Source organism: Mucilaginibacter sp. NFX135, assembly GCF_048565145.1.
Taxonomy (GTDB): Bacteria; Bacteroidota; Bacteroidia; order Sphingobacteriales; family Sphingobacteriaceae; genus Mucilaginibacter.
Map to the genome: position 1 here is coordinate 4,353,380 of NZ_CP183412.1, position 19,053 is coordinate 4,372,432.

Sequence of the window (19,053 nt, forward strand, 5' to 3'; positions counted from 1 at the left end):
TATTTATGCAAACTGACCAGGTAACAAATTACAGCCAGGTGCATCTATTATCATAAAAAAACATACCATTTGGAAACTATACTCAATATTTCAGATCTGGGCAAAACCTACCAAAGCGCAGGGCGTACACTCACCGTGCTGCATGATATAAATTTCAGCATCGCTGCCGGTTCTACCAATGCTATTGTAGGCCCTTCGGGTAGTGGCAAAACTACCTTATTGGGCCTGTGTGCCGGGCTTGACCGTTCCAGTAAAGGTGCGGTAGAATTAAACGGCATTAACCTCGGAAATTTAACAGAAGACCAATGCGCGCAGGTACGTAACCAATACGTGGGTTTTATATTTCAGAATTTTCAGTTACTACCTACCTTGACGGCCCTGGAAAACGTAATGGTTCCGTTGGAGCTTCGTAATGAAAAAAATATCCGCGCAAGGGCCTTGGATCTGCTGGATAAAGTAGGTTTGGCCGATCGCGGGCACCACTACCCATCTCAGCTATCGGGTGGTGAGCAGCAACGTGTTTCGCTGGCCCGGGCCTTTTCCAATTCACCCAAAATACTATTTGCGGATGAACCTACGGGTAACCTTGATGCCGAAACCAGCGAAAAGGTAGTAAAGCTCCTTTTTGATCTAAATAAAGAGGCCGGCACTACACTTATCCTGGTAACACACGACCTGGATTTAGCCGCGAAAACACAGCGCATCATCCGGATAAAAGGAGGCCAGTTGATAGCTGATGAAAAAACAATTAACGGATAAGTTTATGGAGACCAATCCTGTTAATTATCAAAGAAAAATGAACATCCCCTGGCTGTTTAATATGGCCTGGCGCGATAGCCGTAAAAACCGGTCGAGGCTGTTTCTGTTCATATCTGCCATCGTATTTGGTATAGCCGCACTCGTAGCCATTTATGCTTTCAAATATAATGTTCAAAATGACATCAACGGACAGGCAGCTACCCTGATCGGTGCCGATCTTTCCGTATCAGGCAATAAACCTGTCGATGCAAAACTGAAAAAACTATTGGATTCATTAGGCGATGATCGCTCGCAGGAACGCAGCTTTGCTTCGATGGCTTATTTTCCCAAAAGCCAGGGCACAAGGTTGGTACAGGTACGGGCCTTGCAGGGCAATTTTCCCTATTATGGCACCATTGAAACCACACCCGAGCAAGCAGGAACATCCTTTAGAAAAGGCCAGATGGCCGTAGTTGATAAAACCCTGATGCTACAATTCAATGCTCATGTGGGCGATTCTATCAAGATTGGTAACATTCAGTTTTTAATTACCGGGATCTTAAACCGTGCACCCGGGCAGGCGGGTGCTGTCGCAGGAATAGCGCCTGTGGTTTATATTCCCATGCAATACCTGGAGCAAACCGGGCTGGTCAAGATCGGCAGCAGGGTAAACTACAGTTTTTACTATAAGTTCACCAAACCGATAAACCTGGACAAACTTACCAAAAAGCTCGATCCCATGTTGGATAAAGCAGGTATGCGGTACGAAACCATTGAAGGCCGCAAAGAAAATACCGGTCGTAATTTTGGCGATCTGAGCCGTTTTTTATCATTGGTGGGCTTTGTTGCTTTGCTATTGGGTTGTGTGGGTGTGGCCAGCGCTGTTCATATTTATGTACGTGAAAAAATAGCATCCATTGCCATAATGCGTTGCCTGGGCGTTAAGTCATCCGAGGCATTTCTGATCTATCTGATTCAGATTGTTGGCATTGGACTCATTGGTTCTATTATTGGAGCAGCATTGGGTACAGCTATACAACATTTATTACCCGTGGTGTTTAAGGATTTTATACCCTTCACCATATCTGTTCAAATTTCGTGGATGGCAATTGGTCAGGGTATTTTGTTGGGGGTGATTATTTCCTTGCTCTTTGCCTTACTCCCGCTGATATCCGTTCGTAATGTATCGCCCTTAAATACCTTGCGGCTATCCTTTGACGATGCGATGTTATCCCGCGATCCCTTACGTTGGCTGGTGTACCTGTTAATTGTACTTTTCATTATCACTTTTACCTATTTACAGTTAGATAGCTGGTTGGGGAGTCTGTTCTTTACGTTGGGCATACTGGCTGCTTTTATGATACTATCAGCAGTAGCCTGGCTATTAATGCGTTTGACTAAATTGCTGATCAAAGGCTCCTGGAGTTATTTGTGGCGGCAAGGCTTTGCCAACTTATACAGGCCCAATAACCAAACGCTTATCCTCATGGTATCCATAGGTTTAAGTACCATGTTTATTTGCATATTGTTCCTGATCCAGAATTTGCTCATTGGTCAGGTTACCCTGTCAAGCAGTGGTAATCAATCCAATATGATCCTGTTTGATATACAAAATAACCAGAAAGATTCTGTTGCCCGTTTAACCCGGCAACAAGGCTTGCCGGTATTACAGCAAGTGCCTATTGTTACCTTGCGGATAGAACAGATAAACGGTAAAACCTTTGCTGACCTGCAAAAAGACTCGACCATAAAAATACCGCACGGGGTATTTGCTTATGAGTACCGGGTTACTTTCCGCGATTCCCTTTCCGGATCAGAAAAACTGACGGATGGCACCTGGATAGGCAAAGCAACACCCGGAAAAGATATTCCAGTGTCTGTGGAAGAAAACCTGGCACACCGCGCAAACCTTAAAATTGGCGACAAAATAGTTTTTAACGTTCAAGGGGTAGAAATGCCTGCCTACGTGGCCAGCGTACGTAAAGTAAACTGGGGTAAAGTACAAACCAACTTCCAGGTGGTTTTTCCTAAGGGTGTTCTTGAAGATGCTCCGCAGTTCCAGGTATTACTTACGCACGTGCCATCAACTAAAGTATCAGCCACCTTTCAGCGGGCCATTGTGCATAGCTTTCCAAATGTTTCTATAATCGATCTGGGCCTGGTTTTAAGCGTACTGGATGAATTATTGAGTAAAATAAGCTATGTGATCCGTTTTATGAGCGCGTTCAGTATTATAACCGGTGTAGTGGTATTGGTGGCATCGGTACGCATTAGTAAATATCAGCGCATACAGGAAAGTGTATTACTGCGTACTTTGGGTGCAAGCCGTAAACAAATTTTTGCCATTACCGCGTTAGAGTATTGGTTCCTGGGTTCTTTATCGGCCCTTACCGGTATCGTGATCGCTTTTGGGGGCAGTTGGCTATTGGCTAAGTACAGTTTTGAGATACCTTACACTGTTAACTTTCTACCAGCATTGATATTATTTTTCGTTATATCCATACTAACCGTTATTATTGGTTTGTTAAATAGCCGGGGTGTTTTGAATAAACCCCCGCTTGAAATATTACGCAATAACGCTTAATACCATGTACAAATTCAAATTAACGTTCCTGTTATTGACCACGCTTATTTTGACAGCGTGCAACCAAAATAAAAAACCTGCCGCTGACGAAAATGCTAAAAGTGATACAACCGCCCAATCAGACGCAGGTACCTCAAAAACCGTTTTGTTTTTTGGCGATAGTTTGACCGCCGGTTATGGATTGGATGATCCATCTGAGGCTTTTCCGGGTGTGATCAAGGATAAGATAGATTCGCTTAAACTCCCCTATAAGGTTGTTAACGCTGGCTTAAGCGGCGAAACCACGGCAGGCGGCAACGCGCGTTTAGACTGGCTGCTGAAACAAAAGGTTGATATTTTCATATTGGAGCTTGGCGCTAATGATGGTTTACGTGGTATCCCGGTAAGCGAAACCAGCAAAAACCTGCAAAGCATTATTGATAAGGTAAAGGCTAAGTATCCGAAGGTAAAGATCGTACTGTTGGGCATGCAGGTTCCACCTAATATGGGTGCCGATTATGTCAATAAATTCAAGACCGTTTACCCCGATCTGGCAGCCAAAAATCATACCCAATTGGTGCCTTTTCTTTTACAGGGTGTAGGCGGCATACCGGCATTGAACCAGGCCGATGGTATTCATCCAACAGCAGAAGGGGCCAAAATAGTAGCCAACAACGTTTGGAATGTTTTAAAGGGCGTACTTTAAAGGTTATCAATCGGCCAAAGCCTGGTAAACCAGGGCACGGAATTTATCCTGAATAGCATTATGCGGCAATGGCCAGTTTTGAATAAAAAGCAGGCAAACCAGGTGTTCTTTTGGATCGACCCAGTACAAGGTACCATAAAAGCCGCCCCAGGCAAAGGAACCGGGACTTACACCCAATTTGGCCGAACTTGCCGGGGTAGTAATACCAAAACCCAAACCAAATTTATCCTTATCCGGATTAATATACAGATCGCCTATCTGATTTTCGGTCATCATTTCAACCGTATGCCGGGCCAGTAAACGCTGCCCATTGTAAACTCCCCCGTTCAGCATCATTTGTAAAAAGATGGCATAATCCTTAATTGTTGAACTTAAACCAGCACCGCCAGAAAAATATGTTCCTGCCGTTTTAGGGTAATCAAAATCTACTCCGGGAAGCGTAGAAGCAGTCCATTTTACCAGACGCCCTTGCTTATCGGGTGTGTAAACGGCTACTAACCGGCTTTGCTTGGCGGCAGGTATATAAAAATAGGTATCCTTCATCCCCAGCGGATCGAATATGCGCTCTTTAAAAAACTGGTCTAAGGTTTTTCCTGATACCCTTTCAACAAGGTAACCTAATACATCTATGTTCAAGCCGTAAGTCCAGCGCTCGCCAGGCTGGTGAGTTAAGGGTAACTTACCCAATCTGTCCATCACATCGGCCAAACGGATCTTATCGGCTACGAACCCTCCGGGTATTTTCGATTTGGCATAAATGGCATTCATTCTGGGCGAGCCGATCTGCGCGTATTCAATACCAGAGGTATGGGTAAGCAGATCACGGATAGTTATTTCGCGTTTAGCGGGAACGGTGGTATAAGTGGTATCTTTTTCATTATACAGATCGATCACTTTAGGGTGCGCAAAGGCGGGAATATACTTAGAGATAGGCTCATCCAATAAAAACTTTCCTTCCTCAAATAACATCATGACCGCCACGCTGGTGATGGCCTTGGTTTGCGAAGCAATACGGAATATATGATCATTTTCCATCAGCTTTTTTTGCTCCACATCGGCAATGCCGAATGATTTATTGTACACTATTTTACCGTTCCGGGCTATGAAACCAACAGCTCCATTGATATATCCGGAGTCGATATTAGCTTCTATCAGATGATCGATACGCTGCAACCTTTCAACGGAGAATTTTTCTGATACCGGGTTGCCAACTTGTAGGGTAACACCCTGAGCAGTGGCAACTAAATCAACGCTAACGAGTAGCAAAAACAAAAAGATCTTTTTCATCATCAATAGCTAATTAAATGATACTTACACGTATATCGTTTCCAGATATTTTATTTTGTTGATTTTCTGATTCTCAAGTCGGTACTTAATATCACTTGTTGTTTTACATTATTCTCTACAGAAGTATTAAGTCTGTTAAGCAACAGCGTTATCACTTTATCCGCAATGGCATCAATGGGTTGGGCAATTGCCGTTAGCGGAGGATTGCAGAGTTCAAAAACCTCATAATCGTCAAAACATATGAGCGCAATATCATCCGGTATCTTTTTGCCCAATTTCATGAGCACTTTAAGCCCGCAGGTTCCTAAACGGTTATTACCGAATAATATGGCATCTGTTTCCGGATGTTCATTCAGAAACTCCAGGATCGGATCGGTCATCAGCTTTTCATCCTGGTAAAAATCTACCTCTTTAATACTGGTTTTAAGCTTACTTTGGACCATGGCTTTTTTATAGCCGCTGAGCCTGTCGGCCATTTGGGTTTGCTGATTATTAAAGCTGATAAAAGCTATGTTCTTAGATCCCTTGTCAATAAGGTACCGTGTTGCATTGTACGTACTGAACAAATTGTCAACCACTACATAATCAGTCTCCACTCCCGGCAAATACCTGTCAAACAGTACTACGGGTAAACCATCTTTGATCAGGGCGCTGATGTCCTCCTCAATGCCCTCCGGCGGAACGATGATATATCCATCAACATGCCTGTCGCGGAACATGGCTATCAGTTCCTGGGTTTTTTGGGTATCATTATCGGTACTGCTATAAATAATTTTATAACCGTTTTTGTAAGCGCGGTCTTCAATTTGGCGGGCTATGGTAGCAAAAAAGTTATTGGATATATCCTGTACCAATAAACCTATAATGTTTGATTTGCCGGTACGCAGGCTTTTTGCCAATGAATTTGGTTTATAACCAACTTCTTTTACATATTTTAAAACACGTTCAACCAGTTCTTCGCTTATCCGTTTTTCGCGTGCCCTGCCATTCAGAATAAAGGACACAGTGGTTTTAGATATATTAAGGCTGTTGGCAATATCAACAATAGATAATTTCTTCTTCAAATTCTTTAGCGTTGTTTATCCAAATATATAACATAAATAATAACACAAAAGAGCCTTTGGCATGATAAGTTAGCTATAGACATAAATAAATGCTAAATCGAGCTATTTATATAACCTTTATTAAAACCCTATAATAAAAAAATCGCCCATTACGGGCGATCTCTTTATTATTTATATATTTTGGGAGTTTATATTATTAACTTATTGACGTACGCCGTAGCCGCGGTTTTCGGCAAAACGCTGGCCACCTCTGTTTTCTGAACGTTGGCCGCCCCAGTTACCGCGGTTGCGGTTATCATTGTTATTATCTCTGCCGCCCCAGTTGCCACGGTCATGATTATCTCTGTTCCAACCACGGTTGTCATTTTGGTTACCACCCCAGTTACCGCGGCCATAATTGCCTCTGTCCCATCCGCGGTTATCACGGCTTGAATATGCATAACCTCCGTTGTAACGATTATCAAAACGATGGCCCCAATTGGCGCGACCGCCAGCATAACCACCCCACCTTGACCTGTAAAAATCATGGTGCATATAAGGCCTTGGTGAACGCACTTCGTATCTCACAGCAGTGCGCCAGTTATAATTACGGTAAGCACCTGGCAAATAAGCGGCAGTTACCCATGAACTGCCATCGTTATAGTAATAACAGTGCCTTGGCACAGAATAATAGGCTTCAACTTCGGGCAGGTAGTAGTAGTCATCATCATAGCTTGCAGGTACATTATCATCATCATAAACCGGTGTCTCTTGCACCACAACAGGTTGCGGAGCAGGCACATAAACATGGCGTACAGGTATATTTAAACCTACATGGATAGATATTTGCGCATCGGCGGTTTTGGCGTAAAATAATCCGCTTGCTGCTATTGCTGATAATATGATGAGCTTCTTCATAATTGTTAAATTTTATACAGTTAGGACGATAGTTAATGGCAATGGTTTAATGGTACAACTATTTTTGATACAAGAAACACGTATAACAAATCCTTGATCCTTGTTCTTTACCCCCAAAAACGCTGACTAATGTCATAGCATTACTACAAAACAGATTTGGGTATTCACTGTATATTTATTTAATTTGATAACCATTAATCAACTGCCATGAAGAACAGAAAATTACTTTCGGTATTGCTGCCTGTTGCAGCAATAGTGGGTTTCATATTATTTAATGCCTGTAAAAGCGGCGAATCAACCAATAACGGCAAAGATTCCGTTGCAACCGCCACGCCAATTGCCGATGGCGGTGCCGGATTAAAATTACCTGCTGGCTTTAACGCCGCCGTTATTGCCGACAAATTGGGTGGTACCCGTGAAATTGCGGTAACCCCACAAGGCGATATCTATGTTAAACTTAACCGCCCTAAAAACGGTAAAGGCATTTTGTTTTTACACCAGGAAGGCGATAAAGCCACTGTAAAAACAGGCTTTGGTACCTTTGGCGGCACAGGTGTATATGTTAAGAACGGTTACCTGTACGCATCATCCGATGAGGAAGTTTTCCGTTATAAACTAAACACTCAAAATGAAGTGATCAACCCCGATAAGCCCGAAAAAATTGTGACCGGTTTACTGAGCCGCCGCGAACACGAGGCCAAAGCCATTACCCTTGACAACGATGGCAACCTGTATGTGAACATTGGCGCTTACTCCAATGCCTGCCAGGTAGAGGACCGCAAAAAAGGTTCTCCAGGCCAAAAGGGCTGCCCTATTTTAGATTCAGCAGGCGGCATATGGCAGTTTAAAGCTGATAAGCTAAACCAGCATTATGGCGATGGTGTTCGTTATGCTACAGGTTTGCGTAATGTGGTTGGTTTCGACTGGAACCAGCAAAACAACCAGCTATTTGTGATGCAGCATGGCCGCGACCAGCTACATGATCTTTTCCCGGATATGTTTACCACCAAACAATCAGCCATATTACCGGCCGAATGTATGTATGCCCTTAAAAAAGGGGATAACGCCGGCTGGCCTTACATGTACTATGATCAGGAACAACATAAAAAGATCTTAATGCCTGAGTATGGTGGTGATGGCAAAAAAGAAGGAGGCCAGGATGCTATTGATCCGGTTGCTGCTTTTCCGGGTCACCTTGCCCCTAACGGCCTGTTATTTTACACCGGCAACCAATTCCCCGAAAAATACAAGAATGGTGCTTTCATCGCTTTTCATGGCTCCTGGAACCGTGCGCCTGAACCACAGGCCGGTTACTTTGTGGTATTTCAGCCGTTTAAAGATGGTAAACCAAGCGGTGAATGGGAAGTATTTGCTGATGGATTTGCCGGTACCGCCGCGCAAACAGCATCTGGTCGTGCCGAACACCGTCCATGCGGATTGGCACAAGGCCCCGATGGCTCACTTTATGTAACCGACGACAATCAGGGAACTATTTACAAAATAACTTATAAAAAATAATGAACTTTAAAAAAGCCGCGCTAATCATATTCGCATCCGTATTGTTTGCCGTAACCAGTTTGCATGCTCAAACCAAACATAAGGCCAAAGCCCCGGTAAAACATACAACCGTTGGCTTAAAAGCCTCAATTGCAGCCGGTCAAAAGGTATTTACCCAGTATTGCGTATCCTGCCACCAGGCGGATGCGCTGGGTGTACCACACATGAATCCACCATTGGTTAAAACAACCTATGTTTTGGGTGATAAAACCAGGCTCATCAAAATCATACTGAATGGTTTTAATGAAGATGTGGAGATCAATGGCGAAACCTACTCCAATAGTATGGCCTCGCACGATTTTCTGAAAGACCAGGAAATTGCCGATGTACTCACCTTTGTACGTAACAGCTTCGGCAATAAAGCCCCGGCCATTACAGCGGCCCAGGTAAAAACAGTTCGGGCAGCTAATAAAAAGAGCTAAAGGCTAAAGGCTAAAGGCTAAAGGCTAAAGGCTAAAGGCTAAAGGCTAAAGGCTAAAGGCTAAAGGCTAAAGGCTAAAGGCTAAAGGCTAAAGGCTAAAGGCTAAAACAACAAAAGCGGGCATGCCCGCTTTTGTTGTTTTATAGAAAACGCGTTATTGCGAGGTACGAAGACAACCGACCGCAGAGAGCTCATTAATACAGATATAAAACAATCAAAATATTAATAATCCCCGATTAACAGATCGGCTCTGTAAAATATAGAGATTGCTTCGTACCTCACCAATGACGCGTTTATTTATTTAATTGGCTTTTACTCCGTAATCTGATAGGTATAAGCCAAGGTTTGTTTCATTTTTGACTGAACCCGTTTCAGGCTCAGCTCAATATCAACCTTTTCGTTATTTTCAGTTACCTCCATAAAAGCTTTCTGATAAGCGTCTAAAGCTTTTGTCCATTGCTTGTTTTTTTCATAGAACAGGCCAAGCAAGTCATATATACCGGCAGCATCCACCCCTTGTGTGTTTAAAGCTTTGGTTGATATGGTATTCACCAGTTTTTCCATGTTCAAAAAAACCAACAGATCAAGGTAGTGCGTATAGTTATCCGGGAAGGATGGCTCCAATTCCATGCAGGTTTTGAAATGGTAACCTGCGGTTTGGTAATCTTTGATCTCGTAATAATATATCATCCCTAACTGGTGATGGGCACGTGCATATAATGGATCGTTGCTGATGATCTCGTTAAGTAATTTAAGTGCTTTGGGTGTTTTCCCGTATGATATTTTATCGATAGCCTGCAGATACTTCTCTTCGATAGTATAGTAAGTGTTCATAAATTTTAAAATTGCAAAAGCCTACCTGCGGTAAGCATAAATAAATAATGATGTAATAAATTCTGTCCGTGGTGATGAATTTTCTAAAACGGACTGGAGAAGAGTATCATTGATGCACAATCCTTCTGCCGGGCCACCATGGGCCACATCATATTTTTAAAGCAGAATGAATTATTAAACAGCATCATTTATTTTTTTTACAAAATTACACTTATTGATCGAAATTGCCAAATGGTGGGTAAATGCGGGATATGAGACGCATGTGATGCGTCTCTACGTAAAACAAAAATGTAGAAACACATTACATGTGTCTCCTATTATCAGAAAGATTTAAGCAGCAATCGCAGCCTTAGCACCTTCTATCAAAAAATTGTTCTTTAATTCTTTTTCGGAGACGATCACGCTGAAATCGTCATACTTTACGCCATGCTCCAAAGGATATAGGGTGTACCCTCTTTTTAAAGCATCGTATATGCCCAGTTCAAATATTTCGTCTTGTTTTTTTCCTTTTATTTTGGCGCCGCTTACTAACTGGTAAGCATCGAGTATGGGTTCAAAATTGTTGTTCTTCATAGTACCCATCACTATACAATTACTTTGCCATTTTTTAACTGAACCAGTCAAAAAGGTCATTTTGCTTTAAATCTGACTTTTGTTTGTTGTTCAGATCGCGCAACACCAGTCCCTCACTCATTTGTATGATCCTTGTGCCATAATTATAGGCATCTTTGAGATTATGAGTGATCAATATGGCAGTCAGTTTAAAATCAGTTATCAGTTTATCAGCCGTACGCATCACTACTTCTGCCGAACGGGGATCAAGAGCGGCGGTAGGTTCATCCAGCAACAATACCTTGCAGCTATCCATCACGCTCATCAGTAATGTTAAAGCCTGGCGTTGCCCACCCGAAAGCGTACCCATGGATTGCTCTATCTTATTCTCCAACCCCATGCCCAGCGTGGCTATTTTTTCTTTAACCTGCCGTTTGAATTGATCATTAACACCGATAGATAAGCCTTTGGCCTTAGTACGTATAGCAGCCAGTCTGAAATTATCTAAAATGCTCAGATCGGATGCCGTACCGCTCACGGGATTCTGGAACACCCTGGCAATCCATTGGCTGCGGCGGTAATCTGGCAGTTTACTGACGTTATTTTCATCTATGCTGATATTACCCGCATCTGGGAATACACTTCCGGCAACCAGGTTAAGCAAGGTGGTTTTACCCGAGCCATTAGAGCCCACGATCACCAGGAACTCTTCCTCTGCAATATTCAGGGTGATGTCATTAACCGCATTAACCTGGTTGGCTTTACCCTTGTTAAAAACCTTATGTACGTCGTTTATTGCTATCATGATGATCTGAGTGATGATAAACGGGGTAAGCTAACTATAAGCAGTACAAAAACAGCGGTCACTATTTTAAGCATATTCGGGTCGACGCCGATAGCCAGGGTAACCGCCAGTACCAGTTGAAATACTATCGCCCCGGCCAACACCAAAATTAAACTGAGCCAAACGCTGGTGATACGCAGCCAGTTGATCAGCGACTCGGCTATAATAACCGAACCCAGGCCAACGATAACGATACCTATACCCATATTGATATCGGCAAAATCCTGCGATTGTACAAAAAAGTAGCCGCTCAGGGCTGTTAGCGCGTTAGCCAATGCCAAACCGGTGATCTTCATCCTATCAGTATTAACTCCAAGCGCACGGATCATAGATTCGCTGTTGCCTGTTGCCCGCATAGCTATACCAAAATCTGTTTTAAGCAGGTACCCTATCAAAAAAGTGATCAGCACCACAAATATTAGCAGTATCCAAAAAGCATTCTGGTTAACGTTGGCCACCACTTGCATTGACGAGAATATGGAAGGTAAATTACTGAGCGGTATATTAGAACGCCCCATAACAGTGAGGTTTACCGAATACAGGGCTGTCATGACGAGGATACCAGCCAACAGAGCATTTATTTTAAGTTTGGTATGGATGAGCCCTGTTAAGGCCCCGGCTATACCACCGGCAACGATCACCGCGGGTAAAATAATGTATGGCGATTGATGGTGCGTCAGCATCACAGCCGTAACCGCGCCGCCCAGCGTATAACTGCCATCGGTAGTGATATCCGGGATATTAAATATCTTCATGGAGATATAAATACCCAGCGCCAGAGCCGCATAGCAAAGTCCCAGTGTTACCGTGGTGAGATAAAAATCCATTTATTTAACAGCCTCAAAATTTGAAGGCACCGTAATATTATATTTTTTGGCGGCAGCTGGGTTATACACCCGTTTTCTGATCTTCACCATTTGAGGTGCCAGTCCATCGGTTTTATGATTTTTCAGAAAGTAAGCCGCCTGTTCGCCTGCCTGGTAACCCCATTGGTAAATATCGGCACCAAAAGCGGCTACGGCACCGCGCTGTACCAAACCGGCCTCACTGGTAAATATAGGCACATTCTTTTGATTGCAGCTTTTCAGGATGGTCTCAAACGATGCAAAAACCGTATTATCCGGGTTAGCAAAAAAAGCATCAATGTTTTTGTTTAGCAGAGATTGCGTAACTAGTTGCGCATCCGCTGAAGAATTTAGTGGCAGCGCCATGATAGTCACATTTTGCTTTTCGGCCAGTGATTTGATCCGGTTTAACGCGTCTGTTGATTGTGGCTCTGATTGGTTATAGATCATCCCGATCACCAGTTTTGCCCCTTTAGGTTTCAGTAATTTGGGGATGATAGCAAATGAAGTATCTATATAGTTTAAATCTTCAACCGCGCCAAAAAGATTAGCCGGTGCTTTACCGCTGGCATTAAGCACATGCATACGCTCGGGCACAGGCGATACCATAGCAAAAATGGGTATGGTTTTGGTTTTTTGTATTGCCGTAACGGTAGAAAGGGTTGTACAAGTAGCCAGCAGATCAACATTTTCAGAAACAAAATGATTCACGATCTGGGTTAGCGTTGGGATATTGCCCTGGGCGTTACTGTACTCTATCTGCACTGTTTTTTTTTCCTCGCTAAAGCCTCCTTTTTTAAGGGCATCCGTAAAACCGGTGCGGGCCTGCGATATGGTGGCATCCTCAAAAGCATCCACAAAACCCACTACGGGGATACTTGTCGATTTTGGTTTTGGTTTACACGATACAATCGAGATTAATAAAAAAGCTATAGTTAGATATTTAAAAAACTTCATTTTACTAAGTTATGTAATTACCTATAAAGGTAAAAGCAGAACGGCAAAAGGTGAAATTAGTTTTACAAAGGAACTTTGGGATGACGGGATTTGGGGATTGTTGGATAAAAACCATTGATGATCGGGCTTGTCCAATAGTCTTAAAGTCCCATCCTCCCACAGTCATCACTATAACTTCTCAATCAACTCTTCAATTAATCCCGCCTGCGCCAGGTTGATCTTAACTTTGGCTGTTTCTATATCAAACCATTCCGCCCTATCCACCTCCGCAAATGATTGCTGTTTGCCAGAGCGCGGCGGCCACTCCATTTCAAAGTAATTGCTTTTGATGGTTAAATGGTCTATATCACCAACTATGGCCCAGGCATACACTTTTTTACCGCCCTTTTGAGTGATCGGGTTTAACTTGATGAACTCACCTGTGATCACTTGCCCGGTTTCCTCCTCAAATTCACGCCTGGCAGCCTCCAGCGGGTCTTCATCATCCAAAAACTCCCCCTTGGGTACCGACCAACTGCCGTCGTCCTTATTTTTAAAGAATGGGCCGCCCGGATGCACAAGGAAAACCTGTAGTTTACCTTCAGTTTTCCGGTATAATAGTATTCCTGCGCTTTGTTTACCCATGGGCTAATATTTAAAAGCAAGTTAATAAAAGGGTGAGGTATTATGATTATTTTTATGTCAAACAATGCCTATTTATATATGACTGACAACCGCTGGACAACCTTTAAACTAACCGCAGATTTTAATACCAATGTTCGCAATATTTATGAAGCCTGGGCCACACCTGCCGGGCTCGAAAGCTGGTTTTTACGCCAGGCTGATTTTTTTACCATAGTTGGCCGCCAGCGCGAAAAAGACGAATTCATCAGCAAGGAAGACACTTATTCCTGGTACTGGCACGGCTTTGATAATGAAACGGTTGAGAACGGCCAGGTACTGGAAAATAATGGCTCCGACCTGCTCAAATTTACCTTTACCGGCGGAAGTATTGTCACCATTGATATTCAGAACAAGTATGGACTCACGCTCATTGAACTTACTCAGGAAAATATCCCTCTGGAAAATGACCCTGCCAAAAACCTGTACGTACAATGCCAGCTCGGATGGACTTTTTATCTCACCAACCTGAAATCGGTGATCGAAGGCGGTAAGGATCTACGGAATAAAAGAGTGGATATAGCTACCAGTTTTAAATAATTTGTCTGAACCTTGATTAAGAGTATTGACAGGATTATTTCTTTTTAATTTTGTCATGCTGAGCGGAGTGAAGCATCTATTATTCAATATACATAGTTCATTAATAGATCCTTCGTTCCTCAGGATGACAAACGAAGATGTTTATCGTTTTTTCATTTTCCGCTGACAAAAAACATCTATAATATTCTTTAGCTTTGATGCTCATCAAAAAGCTCCCTCTTCGGGAGTCGGGAGGCATATGTTTACAGGAATTATAGAAACTTTGGGTAAAGTAACCGATTTGCAGCAAGAGCAGGGCAATTTGCATATCACTGTTGAATCGGCGATTTCGCACGAATTGAAGATCGACCAGTCGGTAGCGCATAACGGAGTTTGTTTAACGGTAGTGGCACTGGCCGATGGCTTGCATGTGGTTACCGCTATTGAAGAAACACTGAACAAAAGCAGCCTGGGCCACCTGAAGGTGGGCGAACCTGTAAACCTGGAACGCTGTATGCAAATGAATGCCCGCCTCGATGGTCATATCGTTCAGGGCCATGTTGACCAAACCGCCGTTTGTACCACGTTTAAGGAACTCGATGGTAGCTGGGAGTATACTTTTGAGTACGATGCCTCCACCGGCAATGTCACTGTCGAAAAAGGCTCTATCTGTGTTAACGGTATCAGCTTAACCGTAGTTAACTCCAGGGCCAATAGCTTTTCGGTAGCTATTATCCCTTACACATTTGAGCATACCAATCTGCACAACGTGCGCGAAGGTTCTGTCGTGAACCTGGAGTTTGATATCATTGGCAAATATGTTGCCCGCTTGATGCAGCGTTAAGATCGTATTTAACAAAATAATTATTAGCCCAATTACTAACAACTACGCTGTCATTTCGAACGAGCCCGCGGTGGAAGGTGAGCTGGCGCGAGGAGAAATCTTTTACGTGGGATATATCGATCGGAAAAGATTTCTCCTCGTTCCTCGTCGAAATGACAAGCTTTTCTACATTTTAAAACATAGCTTAACGCGCCAACTCGTCCAGTCTCGATTTGGAATAAGTCACATACTTCTGCTGCTTTTCGGGTGGCTTGCTATTGGTATACTTCTTATAATACTTTAAGGCAAGCGACTTATTTTTAAGCTCGGTATCATAAACCGAAGCCAACAGGTAATACAATATCGGTTTCTCCGAAAACTGCAGCGCTTTTTGATAGGCCCAAACAGCCTTTTGATATTTTTTGCGTACCTCGTAGCTATCGGCCATTTCCGCATAATAATCGCCGATGTTGGATGATATACCTTCCTTAATAGCATTATCCAGATTTTGGATGGCTTTGGGCTGATCTTTAAGCGCTTTGTACGCCAGGGCAGCTACATAAAAGCTCGTTTCCGTCTGCTCAATCATGGAGATATCGGCAAAGGTTTCCACGCTACAAGTATAGTTTTTAAGATTATAATAAGCTACACCAAGTTTGGTTAGTACATAGCCCGAACGATTACCCAGGTCCATCAATTTTAAACAGGTATTTTTAGTTTCTTCAAACTTATCCTGCGATGATACCAGTTTGAGCAAACTTTGCAATAAGATCATATTTTCAGGATCACCGGCAATAGCGCCATTCAGCACCTTTTCGGCCGCGGGGTATTGTTTCAGGTTGACGTATTGGTCACTCAAATCTGATGCTACATCGGGTTCGGCCGGGTTCAGCTTATTGGCTTTCTGCAAATAATAGATCATGTTTACAAAGTCGGCCTTATCACCGGCAATTTTACCCAGCTGCTTGTACACCAGGAAATTGGTGCTATCCTTTTGAGCTATCATTTTATAATAAGTTTCGGCCTTTACATTATTACCCCGGCGCAGGTTAATGGCTCCCAAGCTAAACAAGGCTACAGTATTAGTGGAGTCGGTATTGTATATCCGCTGATAGTACCCTTCCGCATCGGGAAGCCGCCCAGCCATTTGCGAGGTATAAGCCAGTTTGCCCAGCACCCGAATATTGCTCACCGGTTCGGGATATGTTTTTTTAAGATAGTCGGCAGCTTCGGCGAAGCGCTGATTCTGATAATAATCGACTAATAAAGAATCATTTACAGCCGGTTGTTGCTGGCCTTTAACCATTACTGACAGATAAAAAATAAGTAAAAAAGATAATACAAGGCTTTTCATATAACTAATGTTTTAGTTTTAAACTAAAGTATTAGTTATCGACCAATAATCCAAATCCTAAACAATTTTTATTTTTTAGAGTTAATGAGATATACTTTTAATTAAAAACCCTAACAGTATGGATAAGTTAAAGAAGTTTGGACTGATGGAGAAAATTGTCCATGAATTGGAAGACCTAAAGAATAGTCAGCAGGCTATTATTACCAAGCTGGCCAAAATTGAAGTAGATAATATAGAATTGGGCGATAAAAGACTGGAAAAAGACCTTCCAGACATGCACCAGCGCGTAGCCGACAATCTGGACAACACCATTAGCCTCCTGGAAGAATTCGCCAAACAAACCGACTCATTTAGCGATAACAACAACATCCAGGCGCTCAAAGAACAGGAGGCCCTTAACAAATCATAAAAAATTCAGATCCCCGGAAACGGGGATTTTTTTTTGCACCTATGGTTAGTACATTGTGGTGGTGACTTGCTCTGGACAGTCCCCTTTGTCATTCTGAGGAACGAAGGATCTTCTTCAATAGGTATATCGCAAAATAGATGCTTCAATCGTTCAGCATGACAAAGGAATTTAATAACTTAGTATCAACCAAAATAACCAATCTTAAAACTATTAAAACATGAAAAAATTAACCCTGCTGTTTACCTTTATGGTAACTGTTTTTGCCTGCGCAACAGTGCGTGCCCAGGTTACTACCGATCAAATAGTTACCGAATGGCAGCGCGCCAAAAACTTCACCAAAACCTATCTGGATGCCATGCCCGATGATGGTTACAGTTTTAAACCAACGCCCGAAATGAGATCATTTGCCGGACAGATGCTACACTTAACAGATGCCAATTATTTTTTCGCTTCTTCGGTAAGCGGCAAAGCAAGTCCGCTTGGAAAAACATCAGCCGAAAAAACTGTTGAGCAAACAAAAGCCGCTACTACCAAAGCAGTAATGGACAGTTACGATTTTGTGATCAGCTCGATACAGGGCATGACCCCGGCCCAGCTACAGGAAGGCATGAAATTTGGCGGTAAAGATCTGCCAAAGGCTATTGTTTTAGGTAAAGCATTTGAACATCAGACACACCACCGCGGGCAAACTACGGTTTATCTGCGTTTAAAAGGGGTAACACCGCCGCCCGAAATGTTATAAAGTATAATATGATATAATCAAAAAGAAATGTCATCTCGAGGTACGAGGAGAGATCTTTTGCAAGCGATATGCAAGTAGTAAAAGATTTCTCCTCGTACCTCGTTCGAAATGACCGTATTAGTAGAATAACAAAACCTACTGGTATTGTATGTAAATAGGCGCGGGTTTCAGGTTTAAAATCTCTTTGGGGGTAAGCATACGGTGAGGTGCGTTCTTGATATCGTTTTTATAAAACAGCTTAAAACCGGTAAACTGCACAGGTTCCTGAGCTATAAAATATTTATAGGTACCTTTTTTCAGATCGGGGCCACCCCAGCCATCCATATCCATCACTACCTGTACCTCGTTGCGCAGTTTGATATCCTTGTAATTGGTCACCATGCGTTTGGTAAAGCGGTGTATCACAAATATTTTAGGTGGTAAGTTGTATTTTTTTACCAGGCCGCTTAAATAACCGGTTACATAATTAATATCATCAGCATCAAAAGTACCTATGCGTTTGCCCGGTGCACTCCCCTCTTTCATAGAAAATTCCGGGTCGATGCCCAGGTGTACGTTGGGCATTTTCATATATTTTTCCAGCAAGGGCAGTTCGGTTTGCATGGTGCTGAAACCTACCTGGATATCCAAAAACACAATGGCATTGATCTGTTTGGCCATATCCAGCACTTTGTCGATCTCTCTAAAAGGCATCCGCAGGTTATGCAAACCATTTCTGCCAGCATCGGCCTGGGCGGTTACGCAGATATAGTGCAACGCAGGCACCACCGGTATAAGCGTATCAGCTTTTTCCCATACTTTCACTTCGCTTTTGAGCTTAGCCAGCATCTCTTTTGGAGCGTATTCGCCCAGTACCCCCATGTTTTTGGAGTACATATTACCATAATAGGCCACAATGCGGTTGAAAGGCAAAATAGCGCCGGGCAAAGGGTATGGCGCTTTTTTCACGGGCCATCTGCCGGTTTGATCGCCATTGGCCAGGCGTTTCATCAGCGAATCATATTGCAGGGTATCCAGCGTGGGTGCGCTTTTCAGCGTAGTATCTTTATGGATAGACCGAGCACTTGCATAAACCGAGGTTAAGGTACCCATTAAACAAACAGCAGCGACTGCTAACAATACAAATATCCTGGTGATTCTCTTCAATTTATAATTTATTATGATGTAACGTTTATAAATCCCCTCTTGAGAGGGGACGCGTAAGGCTGAGTGATGGGAGGAGTGTGTTATCAAGTATTTCGTCCATAAACACACCCCTCCGCCCCTCTCAAGAGGGGATTC

General features: G+C 43.0%; 20 protein-coding genes. 9 read left to right on the forward strand and 11 right to left on the reverse strand.

Going from position 1 to position 19,053, the window contains the following annotated elements:
* Window positions 1-69 precede the first annotated feature (69 nt).
* Genes ACNURT_RS18045 through ACNURT_RS18055 form a run of 3 tightly spaced genes read left to right on the forward strand, consistent with a single transcriptional unit; the run spans window position 70 to window position 4,007 of the window.
* Window positions 70-759 (forward strand): ABC transporter ATP-binding protein, encoded by a 690-nt coding sequence (locus ACNURT_RS18045; protein ID WP_419698896.1) that lies wholly within the window; start codon window positions 70-72, stop codon window positions 757-759.
* Window positions 737-3,322 (forward strand): ABC transporter permease, encoded by a 2,586-nt coding sequence (locus ACNURT_RS18050; RefSeq protein WP_419698897.1) that lies wholly within the window; start codon window positions 737-739, stop codon window positions 3,320-3,322. Before ACNURT_RS18045 ends, ACNURT_RS18050 begins: the two co-directional genes overlap by 23 nt.
* Window positions 3,323-3,326: 4 nt before the next feature.
* A complete protein-coding gene (locus ACNURT_RS18055; protein ID WP_419698898.1) occupies window positions 3,327-4,007 on the forward strand; it encodes an arylesterase in 681 nt (226 codons plus the stop codon).
* Between the two features lie 6 nt (window positions 4,008-4,013).
* On the opposite strand, the gene ACNURT_RS18060 is transcribed toward ACNURT_RS18055, so the two are convergent.
* The 3 genes from ACNURT_RS18060 to ACNURT_RS18070 form a co-directional block, all read right to left on the reverse strand.
* The gene (locus ACNURT_RS18060; protein ID WP_419698899.1) at window positions 4,014-5,297 is read right to left on the reverse strand and encodes a serine hydrolase domain-containing protein; all 1,284 of its coding nucleotides are present in this window, start codon (window positions 5,295-5,297) and stop codon (window positions 4,014-4,016) included.
* 47 nt (window positions 5,298-5,344) lie between these two features.
* Entirely contained in the window at window positions 5,345-6,358 is a 1,014-nt protein-coding gene (locus tag ACNURT_RS18065; RefSeq protein ID WP_419698900.1) for a LacI family DNA-binding transcriptional regulator, read from the reverse strand.
* Window positions 6,359-6,559: 201 nt separating this feature from the next.
* Complete coding sequence (locus ACNURT_RS18070) at window positions 6,560-7,255, reverse strand: hypothetical protein (protein WP_419698901.1); 696 nt, start codon at window positions 7,253-7,255, stop codon at window positions 6,560-6,562.
* A gap of 207 nt (window positions 7,256-7,462) precedes the next feature.
* On the opposite strand from ACNURT_RS18070, the gene ACNURT_RS18075 reads away from it, so the two are divergent.
* Window positions 7,463-8,773, forward strand: coding sequence for a PQQ-dependent sugar dehydrogenase (locus tag ACNURT_RS18075; RefSeq protein ID WP_419698902.1), 1,311 nt, complete (start codon window positions 7,463-7,465; stop codon window positions 8,771-8,773).
* The gene (locus tag ACNURT_RS18080) at window positions 8,773-9,234 is read left to right on the forward strand and encodes a c-type cytochrome (protein ID WP_419698903.1); all 462 of its coding nucleotides are present in this window, start codon (window positions 8,773-8,775) and stop codon (window positions 9,232-9,234) included. The genes ACNURT_RS18075 and ACNURT_RS18080 overlap by 1 nt, the downstream gene beginning before the upstream one ends.
* A gap of 311 nt (window positions 9,235-9,545) precedes the next feature.
* Here the strand turns inward: ACNURT_RS18080 and ACNURT_RS18085 are convergent, their stop codons facing one another.
* From ACNURT_RS18085 to ACNURT_RS18110, 6 genes are all read right to left on the reverse strand, one after another.
* Window positions 9,546-10,067, reverse strand: a complete 522-nt coding sequence (locus ACNURT_RS18085; RefSeq protein WP_370995377.1) for a tetratricopeptide repeat protein — start codon at window positions 10,065-10,067, stop codon at window positions 9,546-9,548.
* Window positions 10,068-10,397: 330 nt separating this feature from the next.
* Window positions 10,398-10,640, reverse strand: coding sequence for a hypothetical protein (locus tag ACNURT_RS18090; RefSeq protein ID WP_419698904.1), 243 nt, complete (start codon window positions 10,638-10,640; stop codon window positions 10,398-10,400).
* A gap of 34 nt (window positions 10,641-10,674) precedes the next feature.
* The gene (locus tag ACNURT_RS18095; protein WP_419698905.1) at window positions 10,675-11,424 is read right to left on the reverse strand and encodes an ABC transporter ATP-binding protein; all 750 of its coding nucleotides are present in this window, start codon (window positions 11,422-11,424) and stop codon (window positions 10,675-10,677) included.
* The gene (locus ACNURT_RS18100) at window positions 11,421-12,290 is read right to left on the reverse strand and encodes an ABC transporter permease (RefSeq protein ID WP_419698906.1); all 870 of its coding nucleotides are present in this window, start codon (window positions 12,288-12,290) and stop codon (window positions 11,421-11,423) included. Before ACNURT_RS18100 ends, ACNURT_RS18095 begins: the two co-directional genes overlap by 4 nt.
* Window positions 12,291-13,265, reverse strand: a complete 975-nt coding sequence (locus ACNURT_RS18105) for an ABC transporter substrate-binding protein (RefSeq protein ID WP_419698907.1) — start codon at window positions 13,263-13,265, stop codon at window positions 12,291-12,293.
* A 168-nt stretch (window positions 13,266-13,433) separates the two neighbouring features.
* A complete protein-coding gene (locus ACNURT_RS18110; RefSeq protein WP_419698908.1) occupies window positions 13,434-13,889 on the reverse strand; it encodes an NUDIX domain-containing protein in 456 nt (151 codons plus the stop codon).
* A 78-nt stretch (window positions 13,890-13,967) separates the two neighbouring features.
* Here ACNURT_RS18110 and ACNURT_RS18115 point away from each other — a divergent pair, with 78 nt between their 5' ends.
* Together ACNURT_RS18115 and ACNURT_RS18120 are read left to right on the forward strand one after the other, a co-directional pair.
* Window positions 13,968-14,465 (forward strand): SRPBCC family protein, encoded by a 498-nt coding sequence (locus ACNURT_RS18115; RefSeq protein WP_419698909.1) that lies wholly within the window; start codon window positions 13,968-13,970, stop codon window positions 14,463-14,465.
* 238 nt (window positions 14,466-14,703) lie between these two features.
* Window positions 14,704-15,288 (forward strand): riboflavin synthase, encoded by a 585-nt coding sequence (locus ACNURT_RS18120; protein WP_419698910.1) that lies wholly within the window; start codon window positions 14,704-14,706, stop codon window positions 15,286-15,288.
* 184 nt (window positions 15,289-15,472) lie between these two features.
* Here the strand turns inward: ACNURT_RS18120 and ACNURT_RS18125 are convergent, their stop codons facing one another.
* The gene (locus ACNURT_RS18125; protein WP_419698911.1) at window positions 15,473-16,621 is read right to left on the reverse strand and encodes a hypothetical protein; all 1,149 of its coding nucleotides are present in this window, start codon (window positions 16,619-16,621) and stop codon (window positions 15,473-15,475) included.
* A 118-nt stretch (window positions 16,622-16,739) separates the two neighbouring features.
* Here ACNURT_RS18125 and ACNURT_RS18130 point away from each other — a divergent pair, with 118 nt between their 5' ends.
* Both ACNURT_RS18130 and ACNURT_RS18135 read left to right on the forward strand, forming a co-directional pair.
* Window positions 16,740-17,030, forward strand: a complete 291-nt coding sequence (locus ACNURT_RS18130) for a hypothetical protein (protein WP_370995388.1) — start codon at window positions 16,740-16,742, stop codon at window positions 17,028-17,030.
* Window positions 17,031-17,247: 217 nt separating this feature from the next.
* On the forward strand, window positions 17,248-17,772 hold the full coding sequence (locus ACNURT_RS18135; protein WP_419698912.1) for a DinB family protein: 525 nt from the start codon (window positions 17,248-17,250) through the stop codon (window positions 17,770-17,772).
* 135 nt (window positions 17,773-17,907) lie between these two features.
* On the opposite strand, the gene ACNURT_RS18140 is transcribed toward ACNURT_RS18135, so the two are convergent.
* On the reverse strand, window positions 17,908-18,918 hold the full coding sequence (locus tag ACNURT_RS18140) for a hypothetical protein (protein WP_419698913.1): 1,011 nt from the start codon (window positions 18,916-18,918) through the stop codon (window positions 17,908-17,910).
* Between the last annotated feature and the right edge of the window lie 135 nt (window positions 18,919-19,053).